17 protein-coding genes and 1 pseudogene are annotated in these 13,940 nt (G+C 41.5%); 13 read left to right on the top strand and 5 right to left on the bottom strand.

Annotated elements, in window-relative coordinates; all coding sequences use genetic code 11:
• The first annotated feature begins 196 nt into the window (after positions 1-196).
• From fliL to V2H77_RS13620, 13 genes are all read left to right on the top strand, one after another.
• Positions 197-673, top strand: coding sequence for a flagellar basal body-associated protein FliL (fliL, locus tag V2H77_RS13680; RefSeq protein ID WP_265380715.1), 477 nt, complete (start codon positions 197-199; stop codon positions 671-673).
• 5 nt (positions 674-678) lie between these two features.
• Positions 679-1,683 carry a flagellar motor switch protein FliM gene (gene fliM, locus V2H77_RS13675; protein WP_265380716.1) on the top strand — a complete coding sequence of 335 codons (1,005 nt, stop codon included), beginning with the start codon at positions 679-681 and terminating at the stop codon, positions 1,681-1,683.
• Positions 1,676-2,095, top strand: a complete 420-nt coding sequence (fliN, locus tag V2H77_RS13670; protein ID WP_049581960.1) for a flagellar motor switch protein FliN — start codon at positions 1,676-1,678, stop codon at positions 2,093-2,095. The genes fliM and fliN overlap by 8 nt, the downstream gene beginning before the upstream one ends.
• Before the next feature lies 1 nt (position 2,096).
• Positions 2,097-2,552: a flagellar biosynthetic protein FliO gene (gene fliO / locus V2H77_RS13665; protein WP_341499244.1), complete on the top strand. Its 456-nt coding sequence runs from the start codon at positions 2,097-2,099 to the stop codon at positions 2,550-2,552.
• A 49-nt stretch (positions 2,553-2,601) separates the two neighbouring features.
• On the top strand, positions 2,602-3,318 hold the full coding sequence (gene fliP, locus V2H77_RS13660) for a flagellar type III secretion system pore protein FliP (RefSeq protein WP_214053280.1): 717 nt from the start codon (positions 2,602-2,604) through the stop codon (positions 3,316-3,318).
• Positions 3,319-3,338: 20 nt separating this feature from the next.
• On the top strand, positions 3,339-3,608 hold the full coding sequence (fliQ, locus tag V2H77_RS13655) for a flagellar biosynthesis protein FliQ (protein ID WP_049581963.1): 270 nt from the start codon (positions 3,339-3,341) through the stop codon (positions 3,606-3,608).
• A 2-nt stretch (positions 3,609-3,610) separates the two neighbouring features.
• Positions 3,611-4,393, top strand: coding sequence for a flagellar biosynthetic protein FliR (gene fliR / locus V2H77_RS13650; RefSeq protein ID WP_341499243.1), 783 nt, complete (start codon positions 3,611-3,613; stop codon positions 4,391-4,393).
• Positions 4,394-4,585: 192 nt separating this feature from the next.
• Entirely contained in the window at positions 4,586-4,993 is a 408-nt protein-coding gene (locus tag V2H77_RS13645) for a cytidine deaminase (RefSeq protein ID WP_341499242.1), read from the top strand.
• Between the two features lie 582 nt (positions 4,994-5,575).
• The gene (locus V2H77_RS13640; RefSeq protein WP_341499241.1) at positions 5,576-5,785 is read left to right on the top strand and encodes a hypothetical protein; all 210 of its coding nucleotides are present in this window, start codon (positions 5,576-5,578) and stop codon (positions 5,783-5,785) included.
• Positions 5,786-6,312: 527 nt separating this feature from the next.
• The gene (locus V2H77_RS13635; protein WP_341499240.1) at positions 6,313-6,870 is read left to right on the top strand and encodes a LemA family protein; all 558 of its coding nucleotides are present in this window, start codon (positions 6,313-6,315) and stop codon (positions 6,868-6,870) included.
• 152 nt (positions 6,871-7,022) lie between these two features.
• Complete coding sequence (locus V2H77_RS13630) at positions 7,023-7,769, top strand: hypothetical protein (RefSeq protein ID WP_341499239.1); 747 nt, start codon at positions 7,023-7,025, stop codon at positions 7,767-7,769.
• Between the two features lie 11 nt (positions 7,770-7,780).
• Positions 7,781-8,317 (top strand): LemA family protein, encoded by a 537-nt coding sequence (locus tag V2H77_RS13625; protein ID WP_341499238.1) that lies wholly within the window; start codon positions 7,781-7,783, stop codon positions 8,315-8,317.
• A gap of 5 nt (positions 8,318-8,322) precedes the next feature.
• Positions 8,323-8,733: a hypothetical protein gene (locus V2H77_RS13620; RefSeq protein ID WP_341499237.1), complete on the top strand. Its 411-nt coding sequence runs from the start codon at positions 8,323-8,325 to the stop codon at positions 8,731-8,733.
• 161 nt (positions 8,734-8,894) lie between these two features.
• On the opposite strand, the gene V2H77_RS13615 is transcribed toward V2H77_RS13620, so the two are convergent.
• The 5 genes and pseudogenes from V2H77_RS13615 to V2H77_RS13595 form a co-directional block, all read right to left on the bottom strand.
• Positions 8,895-9,164, bottom strand: coding sequence for a type VI secretion system PAAR protein (locus tag V2H77_RS13615; RefSeq protein WP_341499236.1), 270 nt, complete (start codon positions 9,162-9,164; stop codon positions 8,895-8,897).
• A 386-nt stretch (positions 9,165-9,550) separates the two neighbouring features.
• Entirely contained in the window at positions 9,551-10,552 is a 1,002-nt protein-coding gene (locus V2H77_RS13610) for a hypothetical protein (protein ID WP_341499235.1), read from the bottom strand.
• A 222-nt stretch (positions 10,553-10,774) separates the two neighbouring features.
• Positions 10,775-11,818: a hypothetical protein gene (locus V2H77_RS13605; RefSeq protein WP_341499234.1), complete on the bottom strand. Its 1,044-nt coding sequence runs from the start codon at positions 11,816-11,818 to the stop codon at positions 10,775-10,777.
• A 181-nt stretch (positions 11,819-11,999) separates the two neighbouring features.
• Positions 12,000-13,040 carry a hypothetical protein gene (locus tag V2H77_RS13600; protein ID WP_341499233.1) on the bottom strand — a complete coding sequence of 347 codons (1,041 nt, stop codon included), beginning with the start codon at positions 13,038-13,040 and terminating at the stop codon, positions 12,000-12,002.
• A gap of 9 nt (positions 13,041-13,049) precedes the next feature.
• A pseudogene (locus V2H77_RS13595) lies at positions 13,050-13,940 on the bottom strand (hypothetical protein); the annotation flags it as partial.

The raw sequence follows: 13,940 nt of genomic DNA, 5'->3' as shown, positions 1-13,940 counted from the left end.
AAAGAGGCAACTTGAAAGATAACGGGTATAAACAAGGCTCACAACAAACGAACGAGTTAGTAGTTTTTTCCCCGTTTGTTCCAGCTATTGCCTACGGAAATACGCGGGATAATGATCATCGATATTGATGGATAAGCCAGTCCACCACGGAACGCGTGGACATTTATCCGCAACAAAAACAGGAATTTGTCTGTCCATGTCTGACTATAGCTACGAGCGTAAACGCAAAAATCCATTTGGAATGATACTGTTAGTACTGATTGCCGTTATCGGCGCCGCCATCGGGGGATACAGTTGGTGGGCGCTTAAACAGGCAAAAGAGAGTGACTCTACAGCATCCAAAGCCATAGAAACCCCGGTCTTTATGACTCTGGAACCTTTTACCGTCAACCTGATCGACAATGAAGATCACTTTGACCGAGTGCTCTACATTGGCGTGACTTTACGTTTAGCCGATGAAAAAACTCGCCAGCGCTTCCACGAGTATCTGCCGGAAGTTCGTAGCCGTATGTTATTGCTATTATCACGCCAGAAATCAGCCGATCTGGCGCATGACAGCGGTAAATTGCGTCTGATGGACGACATCAAGCAAACACTTCTTCCAACCTTGGTGCCCGGTGAGCCGGATCAGGTCATCACCGATGTGCTGTTTACCACGTTTATTCTGCGATAATCACCATGAGTGACAATATTCTTTCACAGGCAGAGATTGATGCTCTGCTCAATGGCGACAGCGCCAGTGACGACGCAGAAAATACCGCGTCCAGGGAAAATGAGGTTCGTCCTTATGATCCTAATACCCAACGCCGTGTTATTCGGGAACGTCTGCAAGCACTGGAAATTATTAATGAACGCTTTGCCCGTCATTTCAGGATGGGGCTATTTAACATGCTCCGCCGTAGTCCTGACATTACCGTCGGCGCAATAAAAATTCAGCCTTATCACGAATTCGCCCGTAATCTGGCAGTACCGACCAACCTTAATCTGGTTCATCTGAAACCGTTGAGAGGAACAGCGCTGTTCGCATTCGCGCCAAGCTTGGTTTACATCGCGGTAGACAACCTGTTTGGCGGTGACGGACGTTTCCCGACCAAAGTGGAAGGCCGTGAATTCACCCATACTGAGCAACGAGTGATTAACCGGATGTTACGTATGGCGCTGGATTCCTATCGTGACGCCTGGAGCGCCATTTTCAAAATTGAAGTGGAATACGTTCGCTCTGAAATGCAGGTGAAATTCACCAACATCACGACATCACCGAACGATATTGTGGTGACAACGCCGTTTCAAGTGGAAATTGGGGCGTTGAGCGGCGAATTTAACATCTGTATTCCGTTTGCCATGATCGAACCCCTACGGGAACGCCTAACCAATCCACCGCTGGACAATGTGCGGCAAGAAGACAGCCTGTGGCGAGAAAGCCTGGTAAAACAGGTTCAGCATTCAGAGCTAGAATTGGTCGCTAACTTTGTTGATATCCCGCTGAGGCTGTCAAAAATCCTGCAACTCCAGCCGGGCGATATTTTACCTATTGATAAACCCGAACGCCTGATCGTTCACGTCGATGGTGTGCCGGTGCTCACCAGTCAGTACGGAACATTAAACGGGCAATATGCCCTGCGTGTCGAACATCTTATTAACCCTGTTTTAAATGCTCTGGATGAGGAACAGCCCAATGAGTGATGCTAAGCAACCCACAGATACCGCTTCAACCGGATCTGCCGAAGATATGTGGGCAGAAGCTCTGGAACAACAGGCCGCGCAACAACAAACCTCTGACAGTAGCGCGTCAATTTTTGAATCTCTGGAGCCTCAGGATACACTGGCTCACTTATCGGATATCGACCTGATTCTGGATATTCCGGTCAAATTATCCGTAGAACTGGGCCGGACCAAAATGACCATCAAACAGCTATTGAGATTATCTCAAGGTTCGGTTGTTTCCCTTGATGGCCTTGCCGGGGAGCCGTTGGATATTTTAATCAATGGATATCTGATCGCTCAGGGTGAAGTTGTGGTTGTATCCGATAAATACGGCATCCGTATCACGGATATCATCACCCCTTCTGAACGTATGCGTCGCCTGAGTCGTTAATATGGCTTTCCAGCCCTCTCTGCATAATGGCGCGGCAGAACCTGTCGCGCAAACCCAAGCGGTTACTCAAGTCGCCGCATCTGCGCCACTGCCCGCAGGTCAGACGCTGATGCAAGTCAGCAGCGCACTGGCGGGAGTGCTGCTATTGATTTTCACCCTCACTTGGTTGATACGCCGTATGGGGCTGTTTTCCAACAAAGGGAAAACTCAGCAACAATTAAGTATCAAAGCCAGTTGCTCTCTGGGACAACGTGAACGCGTCGTTATTGTGGAAGTTGAAGATAACTGGCTGGTACTGGGCGTCACTGCTCAACAAATTAATTTATTACATCAGATGCCAATACCTGAGTCCGACCGTGATAACACCGAAGGGCAAGCTATAAAACCAGCAGCGCTGTTTGGTCAGATTTTAAAAAATACGCTGATGCGACAAGGCAAAGATGATGAAAAAAAATAGTTCTTTCTTTATACCAAGGGATAAGTTTGCCTTGTCATGCCGCCTGGGGATGATACTCGCTGCGCTTATTTTACCGCTGGATGCCGCGGCACAGTTGCCGGGCATCATCAGCCAACCACTGGCAAACGGCGGGCAAAGTTGGTCACTACCAGTTCAGACATTAGTTTTCATTACCGCGCTGACCTTTATTCCCGCAGCCTTACTCATGATGACCAGTTTTACCCGCATTATTATCGTGTTGGGTTTACTGCGTAATGCTTTAGGCACCCCATCGGCGCCGCCTAATCAGGTTTTACTTGGACTGGCGTTATTTATGACGTTTTTCATTATGTCACCGGTTTTCGATAAAGTTTATCAAGATGCTTATCTACCTTTCAGTGAAGATAAAATCAGTCTGGAAACCGCTTTAGAAAATGGCGCCAAGCCATTGCGGCAATTTATGTTGCGTCAGACAAGGGAAAACGATTTAGCGTTATTTGCTCGTCTTGCTGATCAACCGCCATTTGAAACTGCCGATTCCGTTCCTATGCGAGTATTAATGCCGGCATTTATCACCAGCGAATTGAAAACCGCTTTTCAGATTGGTTTTACGCTGTTTATCCCATTTCTGATTATTGACCTAGTAGTCGCCAGCGTATTAATGGCGTTGGGGATGATGATGGTGCCGCCCGCCACTATCTCACTGCCCTTTAAACTCATGCTATTTGTCTTAGTTGACGGCTGGCAATTACTACTGGGTTCTCTGGCACAAAGTTTTTATGGTTGACCTGAAAAGAGACAGACATTATGACTCCTGAATCAGTCATGGCATTGGGAACAGAAGCCATGAAAGTCGCACTGGCGTTAGCGGCGCCGCTGCTGTTAGCGGCTCTATTGTGTGGTTTAATTGTGAGCTTGTTGCAAGCTGCAACACAGGTTAACGAAATGACGCTGTCATTTATTCCCAAAATTCTGGCGGTATTTGTCACGACCGTTATCGCCGGACCCTGGATGTTAAACCTATTGTTGGACTACATGCGTGAGCTCTACAGCAGCATACCCGTGATAATTGGCTAATTATGATCTCTTTTAACAGTGAAATGCTGATCCAGTTCGTCAGTGAATTTTTCTGGCCGCTGGTTCGGGTGCTTGCGCTGTTCAGTACTGCGCCATTATTCAGTGAAAAACAGGCGCCTAAGAAAGTCAAAATTGGACTGGCGGTGATGGTTACACTGCTCTTGATGCCAAACCTGCAACCTGCGCAAGTGCCTATTTTCTCTGTTGCGGCATTCTGGGTGATGCTCCAGCAAATCTTAATTGGGGCATCACTTGGCCTGACAATGCAAATTGCCTTTGCAGCAGTACGTCATGCCGGTGAAATAATTGGTTTACAGATGGGACTTTCATTCGCTACCTTTTTTGATCCCTCCGGCGGCCCTAATATGCCTATATTGGCACGCATCTTTAACCTCTTGACCTTATTATTATTTCTGGCCTTTGATGGTCACCTATGGCTATTATCGGTTCTAGCGGATACCTTCCAGATTCTTCCAATACAACCACTGCAACTTAGCGCCGAAGGATTTTTATTGCTAGCACAAAGCGCCAGCATGATATTTATCAACGGCATGATGCTGGCTCTACCATTAATAACGCTATTATTAACACTGAATTTATCATTGGGGATTTTAAACCGGATGACACCACAACTTTCCATCTTTGTGGTCGGTTTTCCGTTAACACTGACTACCGGCATATTGGTACTCACGCTTTTAATCCCGATGTTAGCGCCATTTACCGAGCGTATGTTTAGTGAATTATTTAACCGACTGGCAATTATTATCAGTGGTATGGTTATTTAAGGGCATTCTTTAAACCGGAATTGATCTAAAAAAATTATAAGTATTCTACACAAAATAAATCGTACTGTTCTATACTATAAAATCTTGTCGATAAGAGAAAAACAAGCGCATTTTATTATGAACTAACAGATTATTTTCAAAGATGTTATTAACATAGAAAAAATAAGCTAATTAGAACGGAGTAATAAATTAATGAATATAGAACAAGAGTTATATAATGCCGCAGTTAACTTAATTGAAAAACGATACCCTAAAGGACGAGGCGGCGCTGCCTCAGTACGGACAGAATCGGGCAAAATCTTAACCAGCATTGCCCCTGATACCAAAATTGACGCATTATCCCTTTGTATGGAAGTTGGCGCTTATTTAGAAGCCCATAAATTGAATGAAGCGGTAACACACTCTTTATGTCTCTACCGTGAAGATGCCGGCTGTGAATATATCATTTTGACGCCATGTGGAATATGTCAGGAACGTCTGGTTCATTGGGGAGGCTCAGTAAAAGCCGCGGTTACCAATGATAAAAATGAACTGTTATTTAAAGCTATACGTGAACTGCAACCTTATCATTGGTCAGCCGTTAATGGAGAGAAACTCTAATATTACCCGTTATCTTTCAAGTTGCCTCTTTGTTGGCTGCTCTCACTCACCCCGGTCACATAGTTCGCTATGCTCCCGGGGATTCGCTCCCTTGCCGTCGCGATGCATCTTGAAATCCATTGGGTATATATGATTTATTTTAACTTGGTTATTTATTTTATTGCCAAGTATTAACTATTCATTGTGGTTAATACTTGGTTATATTAAATGAAATTATATTTTAACAAAACATTACCACCAAGACATTAAAATAATATAACAATAATTTAATCATCAAGGTACATTAATTTTAAGCTTTAACAAGCCAGAATTAAAAACAATGACTATCATTTTCATTTATTAATTTAACTAAGGATTATCAATATACCATCTCACTCATTAAAGATATTTTAAATAAAAAATTCACAATATTATTTACGAGAATAAATAACAGACAATAATAAATTTTTTACAAATAGGTGACACTATTTCGGATTTAAATTTATCTAAATATTATATTTTACTATCCTTCTGGTAGTATTCTACCCACTTAAGTACTACACTATACTTACTTTGTAACACATTACAGTGGAATCATTAGCTATGAACGAAACTACTTTTACCTTTAGGGTCGATGATGCCCTGAAAAATGACTTTACCGCGGCAACGAATGCCCATGATGCTTGGTTCCGCAGGCAAATAGAAATAAGCCAAGCTTCTGCCGATGCTGGTAATCTAATTCCAGCCGACCAAGTCGAGGCTAAATTTTTAGCCCGCCGCAAAGCTACACTCCGCCGTTTTGAAGCCAAGTAATGCAATTATTTTGGATGCCAGAAACCATTCAAGACCGTGAGGAAATATTACATACCGCCAGGCAATGGCCCAAATCTTGACACCTTACATGACAGGAAGCGATATTTCCCTCCTTGATAGTTCTTAAGCTATCCTTGTCTTGCCAATGCAAAATCAACCGCTATCAATATCAGTTCTTCCGGTACCGAAAAGCGATTTACAAAAAGTATCGGGACTGGAAATCTTCTCAATAATTCAATTGGATATAACAAAGTTAAACGGCGGCAAAAACCAGATTAGCAAAAAATAGCAAAGATAGCTTTAATATCCCTTGAATTCTCATAGTAAGTGCAATTAAATCTTCTTTTAAAAAATTTCACTTATTGAATTAAATCTGCCCTCGATATAGTATTCTTAATACTTCTGTATTTTCATTTTTAAATGATTATGGCAGGTTAAACAAAGTGGGCTCCTTCCCTGTGCTACGCCAGTCAGCAGGGAGGGCATGACTTAACAATAAATATAACCGAATTTTCGTGGAGAAAAAGATGACAATAACCACTATTATTATCTCTCTCATTGCTGTAGGTCTTATCGGCTGGGGAATTACAATTTATAATCGCCTGATTGCCCTGAAAGAACAGACAAGCAATACATTTGCCAATATCGATGTTATTTTAAAACAGCGTGCAGAACAGATCCCGCAGCTTGTGACCGTGCTGGAAAAGTCTATGGAACATGAACGTGATATTTTTACTCGGTTAAGTGATGCACGGCAGGTATATCTTAATGCCAATAGCCTCACAGATAAAATCAAAGCCTCCAATGAAATGCACAATGCATTCCGATCTGTACTGGCCGTAGCTGAAAATTATCCGACTCTAATTTCAGGTTCCCAATTTTCACAATTGCAGACATCGGTGACGGATCTAGAAAATAAAATTGCTCATCGCCGCGAAATGTTTAATGATGCAGTAACGGAGTATAATACGGCGATTTATCTATTCCCAGATCTGATTTTTGCCCGCATGTTTCATTATCAGAGGCTGCCTTTATTAGAAATCTGTCAGGAAGAAAAAACCTATAACGGTATCAAATTTAAATAAATCAGATGGTAAACCTTATGATGACTATGCTATTTTTTACTTTTATTTTTGTTTTTTCCTGTATATTAATCTTTTCGTTTGGGAAAAACGCGGCAGAGTATTATAGACAAACACGGCAGTCCGGTAAATTTGCCAGCAAGGAAATTTGGAAAGTGATTTTAGGCTCGGCGGCTATTGCCATTTTTCTGATTGCCTTTTTTGTTTCACCCGGCGCCTTATTTGGCTTAATTTTATTACTATTTATCTATAACGGTCTGAAAACAACACCGGAAAAAAAATTCCTTAAATTTCAGCAGATTTTGCCCACATCAAAAATCCGTTCAATCGCTATGGGCTTAGTAGAAGTAGAAGGAAAAATAACAGAGGGAACTCACTTCAAAAGTCCTCTGAGTAACAAGCTATGCTATGGCTATCGTTATTATGAATATGATGTCATAAAAGATTCAGAAGGCGATAAACGTTATTCTTTGCGTCATTCGGAAGAAAAAATCCGTCAATTCACTTTGACCGATGATTCAGGCTCAGTCCGTATTGATGCAACGCCAGAAACGTTAACATTTGTGAATTTTTCTTCTTATCAGAACGATGAAACCGATTTCGTTTCTTACCAAGAGTACTTATTATTTCCAAATGAAAAGTATTTAATTATTGGCACAGCTATTGAAAAAGACGATCAAATTGTTATTACTCAGGCTGCTCCTCACAGATTACTGGGGATTGCCTCTAAAGGATATTTGGGCACCTGGAATGAAGTTGCGCCAATGCGCCGTAATCTTGCAATTACTGTCATTAGCGCAGCAATCCTGATTGCCTTTATTCTGACCGTTCCTTATGAATATCAGTCTCATCATTTAACGGTTTTTTATCGTGAATCTCCATTACTGAAATGGTTATTTTAGAGATAGCAGCAATGGGTGGATATCTTCTCACTTTTCTTATTCTGGCCGTCATCCTGATCATTGCGGTTCGTTATCTCGTAGGCGTTTTTAATAAAATCGTTATGTTAAAAAGATACCGGGATAAAGCGTTTGCCAATATTGATATTTTACTGAAAAAACAGGTTGATTTAATTCCACAGCTTATCGCGATAACAGAACAAGCAATGGCCCATGAAAAATCGTTCTTTCTGCAACTAGCAGAAGTCAGGAAAAACTACCCCAGTGCAAAAACAACCAATGAAAAGGTGAAAATGGGTAATACATTAGCACATCAGTTGTTGTCATTTCTGATACTTGCAAAAAATTATCCGACCCTAATCAGTCAGCGACCTTTTCAACGTTTGCAAACACAGATCACTCTGCTGGAAAATCAGATTGCAGACAGACGTGAATTCTTTAATGAAAGTGTTGCCCTTTACAATACCGGGCTCCGGCAGTTTCCCAATATCATTTTCGCCCGGATATTAAGATATAAACCTAGCCCAATGCTGAACCCCATGCAAGGATAAAACCCATGTTTACCATTCCATTTGATTTATTCGGATTTGTTGACGCCATCCGTAATAATCCGGGTATTTTAATCGTCACTGCGATTTTCGGCCCTGTGGGTGCAATGTTATGCCTACTTCCCTTTGCTCGAATACCGGGAATTAGCCAGATTATTCAGACATTGGTTATCAGTCTATTAACCTCTGTTTTTGTTAACTTACTCTGTGTCGCGGTCATTTATTTAATCTTTATAAACGATATTATCCGCCTGTTCTGTAGCTTGATTATTGTCCAAACGGCCTGTTTGTCTTTTTGGTTTATTAATAAAGAAGCTGTGTTTAAACTGGCTGAACAAGATGACGCTCTACGCCAGAGACATTCGAAAATAGAAAGAAAAAATAATATCAAGAAAAAGAAAAGAAAGCAGAGGAAATGAACATATATATCCTATGGACTTCAAGATGCATCAAGATGGTAAGGGAGCGAATCCCCGGGAGCATAACTAGCTATGTGACCGGGGTAAACGAGAATACAGGGAGCCAAATTCTAGCAATCACAAATTACACTCTCCATAGTAACTGAGAGCATGTTTTTTCCTTAACCAATATTAACACTGCCGCCGCCAATCACAATTCCACCACAACTCACCGCGTCACCGGTTCTCGCCGCAGGTTTACCATCAACAAAAACGGTGCTAGAACCACCGGCAATTATTCGTGAATGAGATGAATGCGGCGCCAAACTATCGCCCTGACGAGCTAAAGGAATACCGTCAACTTTCACACTGGTCGATCCCGAAATAACCGCTGTCGCCTCACAATCACCATGCGCTGTGCCAATATCACCAATCTTTACTGCATTACCCATATTCCTTCCTCTATATCTGGCAAAATTAATATAATTAGTCTTTAAAATGGAACCAAGGTGATGATGAATAGCCTAACTCCTGCAATAGAAATGTCTCAGCCCACATATGTCCCGGTTCACAGATATTATTCAATATACGTTTACAACGAGCAAGCGATTCTTCAACAGATAGATATCTTCGTGAGAAGAATAACTTTAATATTCCCCTAACACTGTGATCAGCCGTAATACCGATACTTTTTAACTCGGTAAGTAGTGTTTGGATTAATCGACGTAATCAAATCCCTCAATCTTTTCCAGTTATTCTGGTGTAATCGATAATAGCTTTCTTTTACTGCTCCCATCAAGAGAAAATATCGGGTCAAATAACCCGATATTGCTACTCATTAAATTACCTGAACAAAACGGCCATTAATTAATGAAAAGACTGGTGCGACGGTAGCCAAAATCGTATCTCCATCTTCCTCATCAATGTAATAGTAGGATATTGGGGAATTTTCTGGGTCTGATTTATTCACCAATCTGACCATTCTTCCCTGATTCATTATTTTCACTCTGTAGTCATCCCAATTAATTGGCTTCATTTTGAAACTTTTTATTTTGATATTATGGTAAACAGACTGATCAGCAAAAACACTCTCTTCACTTTCACCGGAAACCCAAGCCCAGGCTCTAAGCGCAACTTTTTGTTGATCACGGAGTGTATTCAAATCCTTAGCGTTATAAGCCTGCCAGACCGCTACATAAGCTTGTTGTAATTGCCTACGTTGCTCTGGCGTATCGGTATAAGGGGTTGCTTTCTCCCATTCCCAATCAGGCAAGCCACTGATTTTTACATTTCGGCTAAACCGATATAAAGTCATATCAGGTGGAAATTTTCGGATATCAAAATAGTCTTTATCTTTATGTCCAGCCTCTACGTTTTCTGCCTGAATCGTATGACGTATCACTGGCGTGCTAATAGCAGCATATTTCGCTTCATTTGCTGGCGTTATTGCCACAGGCTGGCCATTTTTATCTACCACTACTTCAATTGCCGTCAGTACCTCGCTCTTTTTACCACGCATGGCCGTCAATTCTAGACTACATTTCGCTTCAGGATTAAAGTGGTTACGAGTTTCATCTGATAGCTTATCCGGGGAAAACCAGCCTAATGCGCCAAATTCCAGACTGATTTCATTTTCACCGTTTGTCATAAATAACATGGAAGCCGTACTGGCAGTACCAAATCCCCGACTTTCACGGGCTGAATCTCGATTATCCATTCCCGTTACGCCATTGGTTTTGATGTCACAAAAGGCATACTGAATATCGAATAAACTGCGAATATACAACCTCGGTTCATTTGCATTAGCACCTTGCATTACCATCACACCTAAACCTGACATAATAATCACTCCCAATAATAGCAATAACAGTTTCAATCTCATTTTATCCTCACATTCCGGGTAATCCGGTGATAAGTGGAATATTATTCAATTTTAATATTAACCCAATTACAATCCCAGTGTCGCTTCACAATCACCAAACGCTGTATCGATATCACCGACTTTTATTGCATTTCCCATCACGAAAAAATATCGGGTCAAATAACCCGATATTGCTACTCATTAAATTACCTGAACAAAACGGCCATTAATTAATGAAAAGACTGGTGCGACGGTAGCCAAAATCGTATCTCCATCTTCCTCATCAATGTAATAGTAGGATATTGGGGAACTTTCTGGGTCTGATTTATTCACCAATCTGACCATTCTTCCCTGATTCATTATTTTCACTCTGTAGTCATCCCAATTAATTGGCTTCATTTTGAAACTTTTTATTTTGATATTATGGTAAACAGACTGATCAGCAAAAACACTCTCTTCACTTTCACCGGAAACCCAAGCCCAGGCTCTAAGCGCAACTTTTTGTTGATCACGGAGTGTATTCAAATCCTTAGCGTTATAAGCCTGCCAGACCGCTACATAAGCTTGTTGTAATTGCTGGCGTTGCTCCGGGGTATCGGTATAAGGAGTTGCTTTCTCCCATTCCCATTCAGGCAATCCACTAATTTTTACATTACGACTAAACCGGTATAAGGTCATATTGAGTGGATATTCTTTCGGATCAAAATACTTTTTCTCTATATGCCCAGCATCTATTTTTTCCGCCTGTATCACATGACGTACCACCGGTGTGCTAATAGCAGCATATTTCGCTTCATTTGCGGGCGTTATTGCCACAGGCTGACCATTTTTATCAATTGCCACTTCAATTGCCGTCAATACTTCACTTTTTTTACCTAGCATGGCCGTCAATTCCAGACTACATTTCGCTTCAGGATTAAAGTGGTTACGGGTTTCATCTGATAGCTTATCCGGGGAAAACCAGCCTAGTGCGCCAAATTCCAGACTGATTTCATTTTCACCGTTTGTCATAAATAACATGGAAGCCGTACTGGCAGTACCAAATCCCCGGCCGCCCCGGGCTGAATTTCGATTATCCATTCCCGTTACGCCATTGGTTTTGATGTCACAAAAGGCATATTGGATATCGAATAAACTGCGAATATACAACCGCGGCTCATTTGCATTAGCACCAAACATCACCATTACTCCTAAACCAGACATAGTAATCACGCCTAATAATAGCAATAACCATTTTAATCTCATTTTATCCTCACATTCCGGGTAACCCGGTGATAAGTGGAATATTATTCAACTTTAATATTAACCCAATTCACAATCCCAGTGTCGCTTCACAATCACCAAACGCTGTATCGATATCACCGACTTTTATTGCATTTCCCATCACAAAAAAATATCGGGTCGAATAACCCGATATTGCTACCCATTAAATCACCTGAACAAAACGACCGTTAATTAATGAGAAAATCGGCGCAACAGTAGCTAAAACCGTATCGCCATCTTCATCATCAACATAATAGGATATTGGAGAATTTCCTAATTCTGATTTATTCACCAGTCTGACCATTCTGCCCTGGTTCATTATCTTAATCCTGTAGTCATTCCAATTAATCGGTTTCATTTTAAAACTTTTTTCTTTGAAATCATTATGAAAATCTTTGTCAGCAAAGATATTCTCCTCACTGTCATTAGTAGCCCACGCCCAAGCTTTAAGAGAGATTTTTTGTTGATTACGGATAGTATTCACATCTTTTGCATTATAAGCCTGCCAGACAGCCATATAAGCCTGTTGCAATTGTCGGCGCTGTTCAGGAGTATCTGTATAAGGGGTTGCCTTCACCCATTCCCATTCAGGTAACCCACTGATTCTTACACTACGGCTAAATTGGTATAAAGTCATATTAGGTGGAAACTTCCGGCTATTAAAGTAGTTTTTATCTATATGTCCAGCTTCTACATTCTCTGCTTGTATCATATGACGCACCACCGGCGTGCTAATAGCAGCATATTTCGCTTCATTTGCGGGTGTTATTGCTACAGGCTGACCATTTTTATCAATTACCACTTCTATCGCTGTCAACACCTCACTCTTTTTACCACGCATGGCGGTTAGCTCCAGAGTACATTTAGCCTCAGGATTAAAGTGATTACGAGCTTTATCTGACATTTCATTTGAGGAAAACCAACCCAACGCACCAAATTCCAGACTGACTTCATTTTCACCATTAGCCATTAATAGCATGGAGGCTGTACTGGCGGTACCAAATCCCCGGCCTTCCCGGGCCGAATTACGGTTGTCTATTCCTGTTATACCATTAGTTTTAATATCACAAAAAGCATACTGAATATCGAATAAACTGCGAATATACAACCGCGGTTCATCTGCATTAGCTCCTTGCATTACTACCACACCTAAACCTGACATAATAATCACTCCTAATAATAGCAATAACAGTTTTAATCTCATTTTTTATCCTCACATCCTTGGAAATCCAGTGATAAATGGGATGTTATCCATCTTAGGCTTAAAGTTAGAGTCATAACCCATTTCCCACGATATTGTTTCAGCACCCGGGACTATCTCCGGTCTTGTAATAAGCCGTTCTTCCCCTATCAGGTTAATTCTTAATGGGGATTCACTGGCTTTTAACGGGGCTGCAACAACCCATTTCCACCTCTTCTGAGCTTTAACTATACTTTTTGAATTGGATTCCAGCTTATCATTTACTTTTACATCCACAGCTACCTCAAATTCCGCAACAATTCCATTATGGTAGCCAGCCAGATCGATCCCTTTATCATGTTGATCAAGTTCAAAACCTGCCGCTGTTTTTATAGCCCCACCCACTCCTATTGCGACTTCTACTATCATAATATGGGTCTTAAAGGCGACATTCGCTTTTCCTACCAGACTCAATTTCAAATCATTCTTATTACCGGCGTCAAAAGTCCACTGCTTTTGTTTATAAGCGGCACCCAATTGAAAGGACAGATTGCATGTCAAAATAATGCAACATTCCAGATCTAAATAGTTTTTATCATTTGAATTCCTGCGGGCCACCGCCTCCCTGAATTTGGCTGCCACACGCTCTATCTTGCAATACGCCGCTCCCATTTGGATAAGATCCAGTTTTGCCGTCATCCCCAAAAAAGGAGCGGCACTGAAACCTAAAAAATGGGTACGGTCATCCATCGAAGTGGTTCGGTCATAAGCATAAGCCAGTCCAATATTGATGGGGTCCACCTTGAGCTCAAGCAGTTGGTAGCTGCGGGTGCCTTTTGAATCCGGATCGGGCGCCAGGTATTCTTTGGTATAACCCAGTAGCTTTTCCACCCGATTGATGGCCTCTAAATTGGGCAGGTTTTT

Source organism: Photorhabdus sp. P32 (assembly GCF_038085095.1).
Classification (GTDB): Bacteria; Pseudomonadota; Gammaproteobacteria; order Enterobacterales; family Enterobacteriaceae; genus Photorhabdus; species Photorhabdus luminescens.
The sequence above is the reverse complement of the archived record's forward strand: the minus strand, read 5'-3'. Positions and strand labels throughout refer to the sequence as shown.

What these genes read in the sequence shown, in the direction of transcription:
- fliL (WP_265380715.1), top strand. Translation starts at nt 197, where the DNA reads ATGTCTGACTATAGCTACGAGCGTAAACGCAAAAATCCATTTGGAATG.
- fliM (WP_265380716.1), top strand. Translation starts at nt 679, where the DNA reads ATGAGTGACAATATTCTTTCACAGGCAGAGATTGATGCTCTGCTCAAT.
- fliN (WP_049581960.1), top strand. Translation starts at nt 1,676, where the DNA reads ATGAGTGATGCTAAGCAACCCACAGATACCGCTTCAACCGGATCTGCC.
- fliO (WP_341499244.1), top strand. Translation starts at nt 2,097, where the DNA reads ATGGCTTTCCAGCCCTCTCTGCATAATGGCGCGGCAGAACCTGTCGCG.
- fliP (WP_214053280.1), top strand. Translation starts at nt 2,602, where the DNA reads ATGATACTCGCTGCGCTTATTTTACCGCTGGATGCCGCGGCACAGTTG.
- fliQ (WP_049581963.1), top strand. Translation starts at nt 3,339, where the DNA reads ATGACTCCTGAATCAGTCATGGCATTGGGAACAGAAGCCATGAAAGTC.
- fliR (WP_341499243.1), top strand. Translation starts at nt 3,611, where the DNA reads ATGATCTCTTTTAACAGTGAAATGCTGATCCAGTTCGTCAGTGAATTT.
- V2H77_RS13645 (WP_341499242.1), top strand. Translation starts at nt 4,586, where the DNA reads ATGAATATAGAACAAGAGTTATATAATGCCGCAGTTAACTTAATTGAA.
- V2H77_RS13640 (WP_341499241.1), top strand. Translation starts at nt 5,576, where the DNA reads ATGAACGAAACTACTTTTACCTTTAGGGTCGATGATGCCCTGAAAAAT.
- V2H77_RS13635 (WP_341499240.1), top strand. Translation starts at nt 6,313, where the DNA reads ATGACAATAACCACTATTATTATCTCTCTCATTGCTGTAGGTCTTATC.
- V2H77_RS13625 (WP_341499238.1), top strand. Translation starts at nt 7,781, where the DNA reads ATGGGTGGATATCTTCTCACTTTTCTTATTCTGGCCGTCATCCTGATC.
- V2H77_RS13620 (WP_341499237.1), top strand. Translation starts at nt 8,323, where the DNA reads ATGTTTACCATTCCATTTGATTTATTCGGATTTGTTGACGCCATCCGT.
- V2H77_RS13615 (WP_341499236.1), bottom strand. Translation starts at nt 9,164, where the DNA reads ATGGGTAATGCAGTAAAGATTGGTGATATTGGCACAGCGCATGGTGAT.
- V2H77_RS13610 (WP_341499235.1), bottom strand. Translation starts at nt 10,552, where the DNA reads ATGTCAGGTTTAGGTGTGATGGTAATGCAAGGTGCTAATGCAAATGAA.
- V2H77_RS13605 (WP_341499234.1), bottom strand. Translation starts at nt 11,818, where the DNA reads ATGAGATTAAAATGGTTATTGCTATTATTAGGCGTGATTACTATGTCT.
- V2H77_RS13600 (WP_341499233.1), bottom strand. Translation starts at nt 13,040, where the DNA reads ATGAGATTAAAACTGTTATTGCTATTATTAGGAGTGATTATTATGTCA.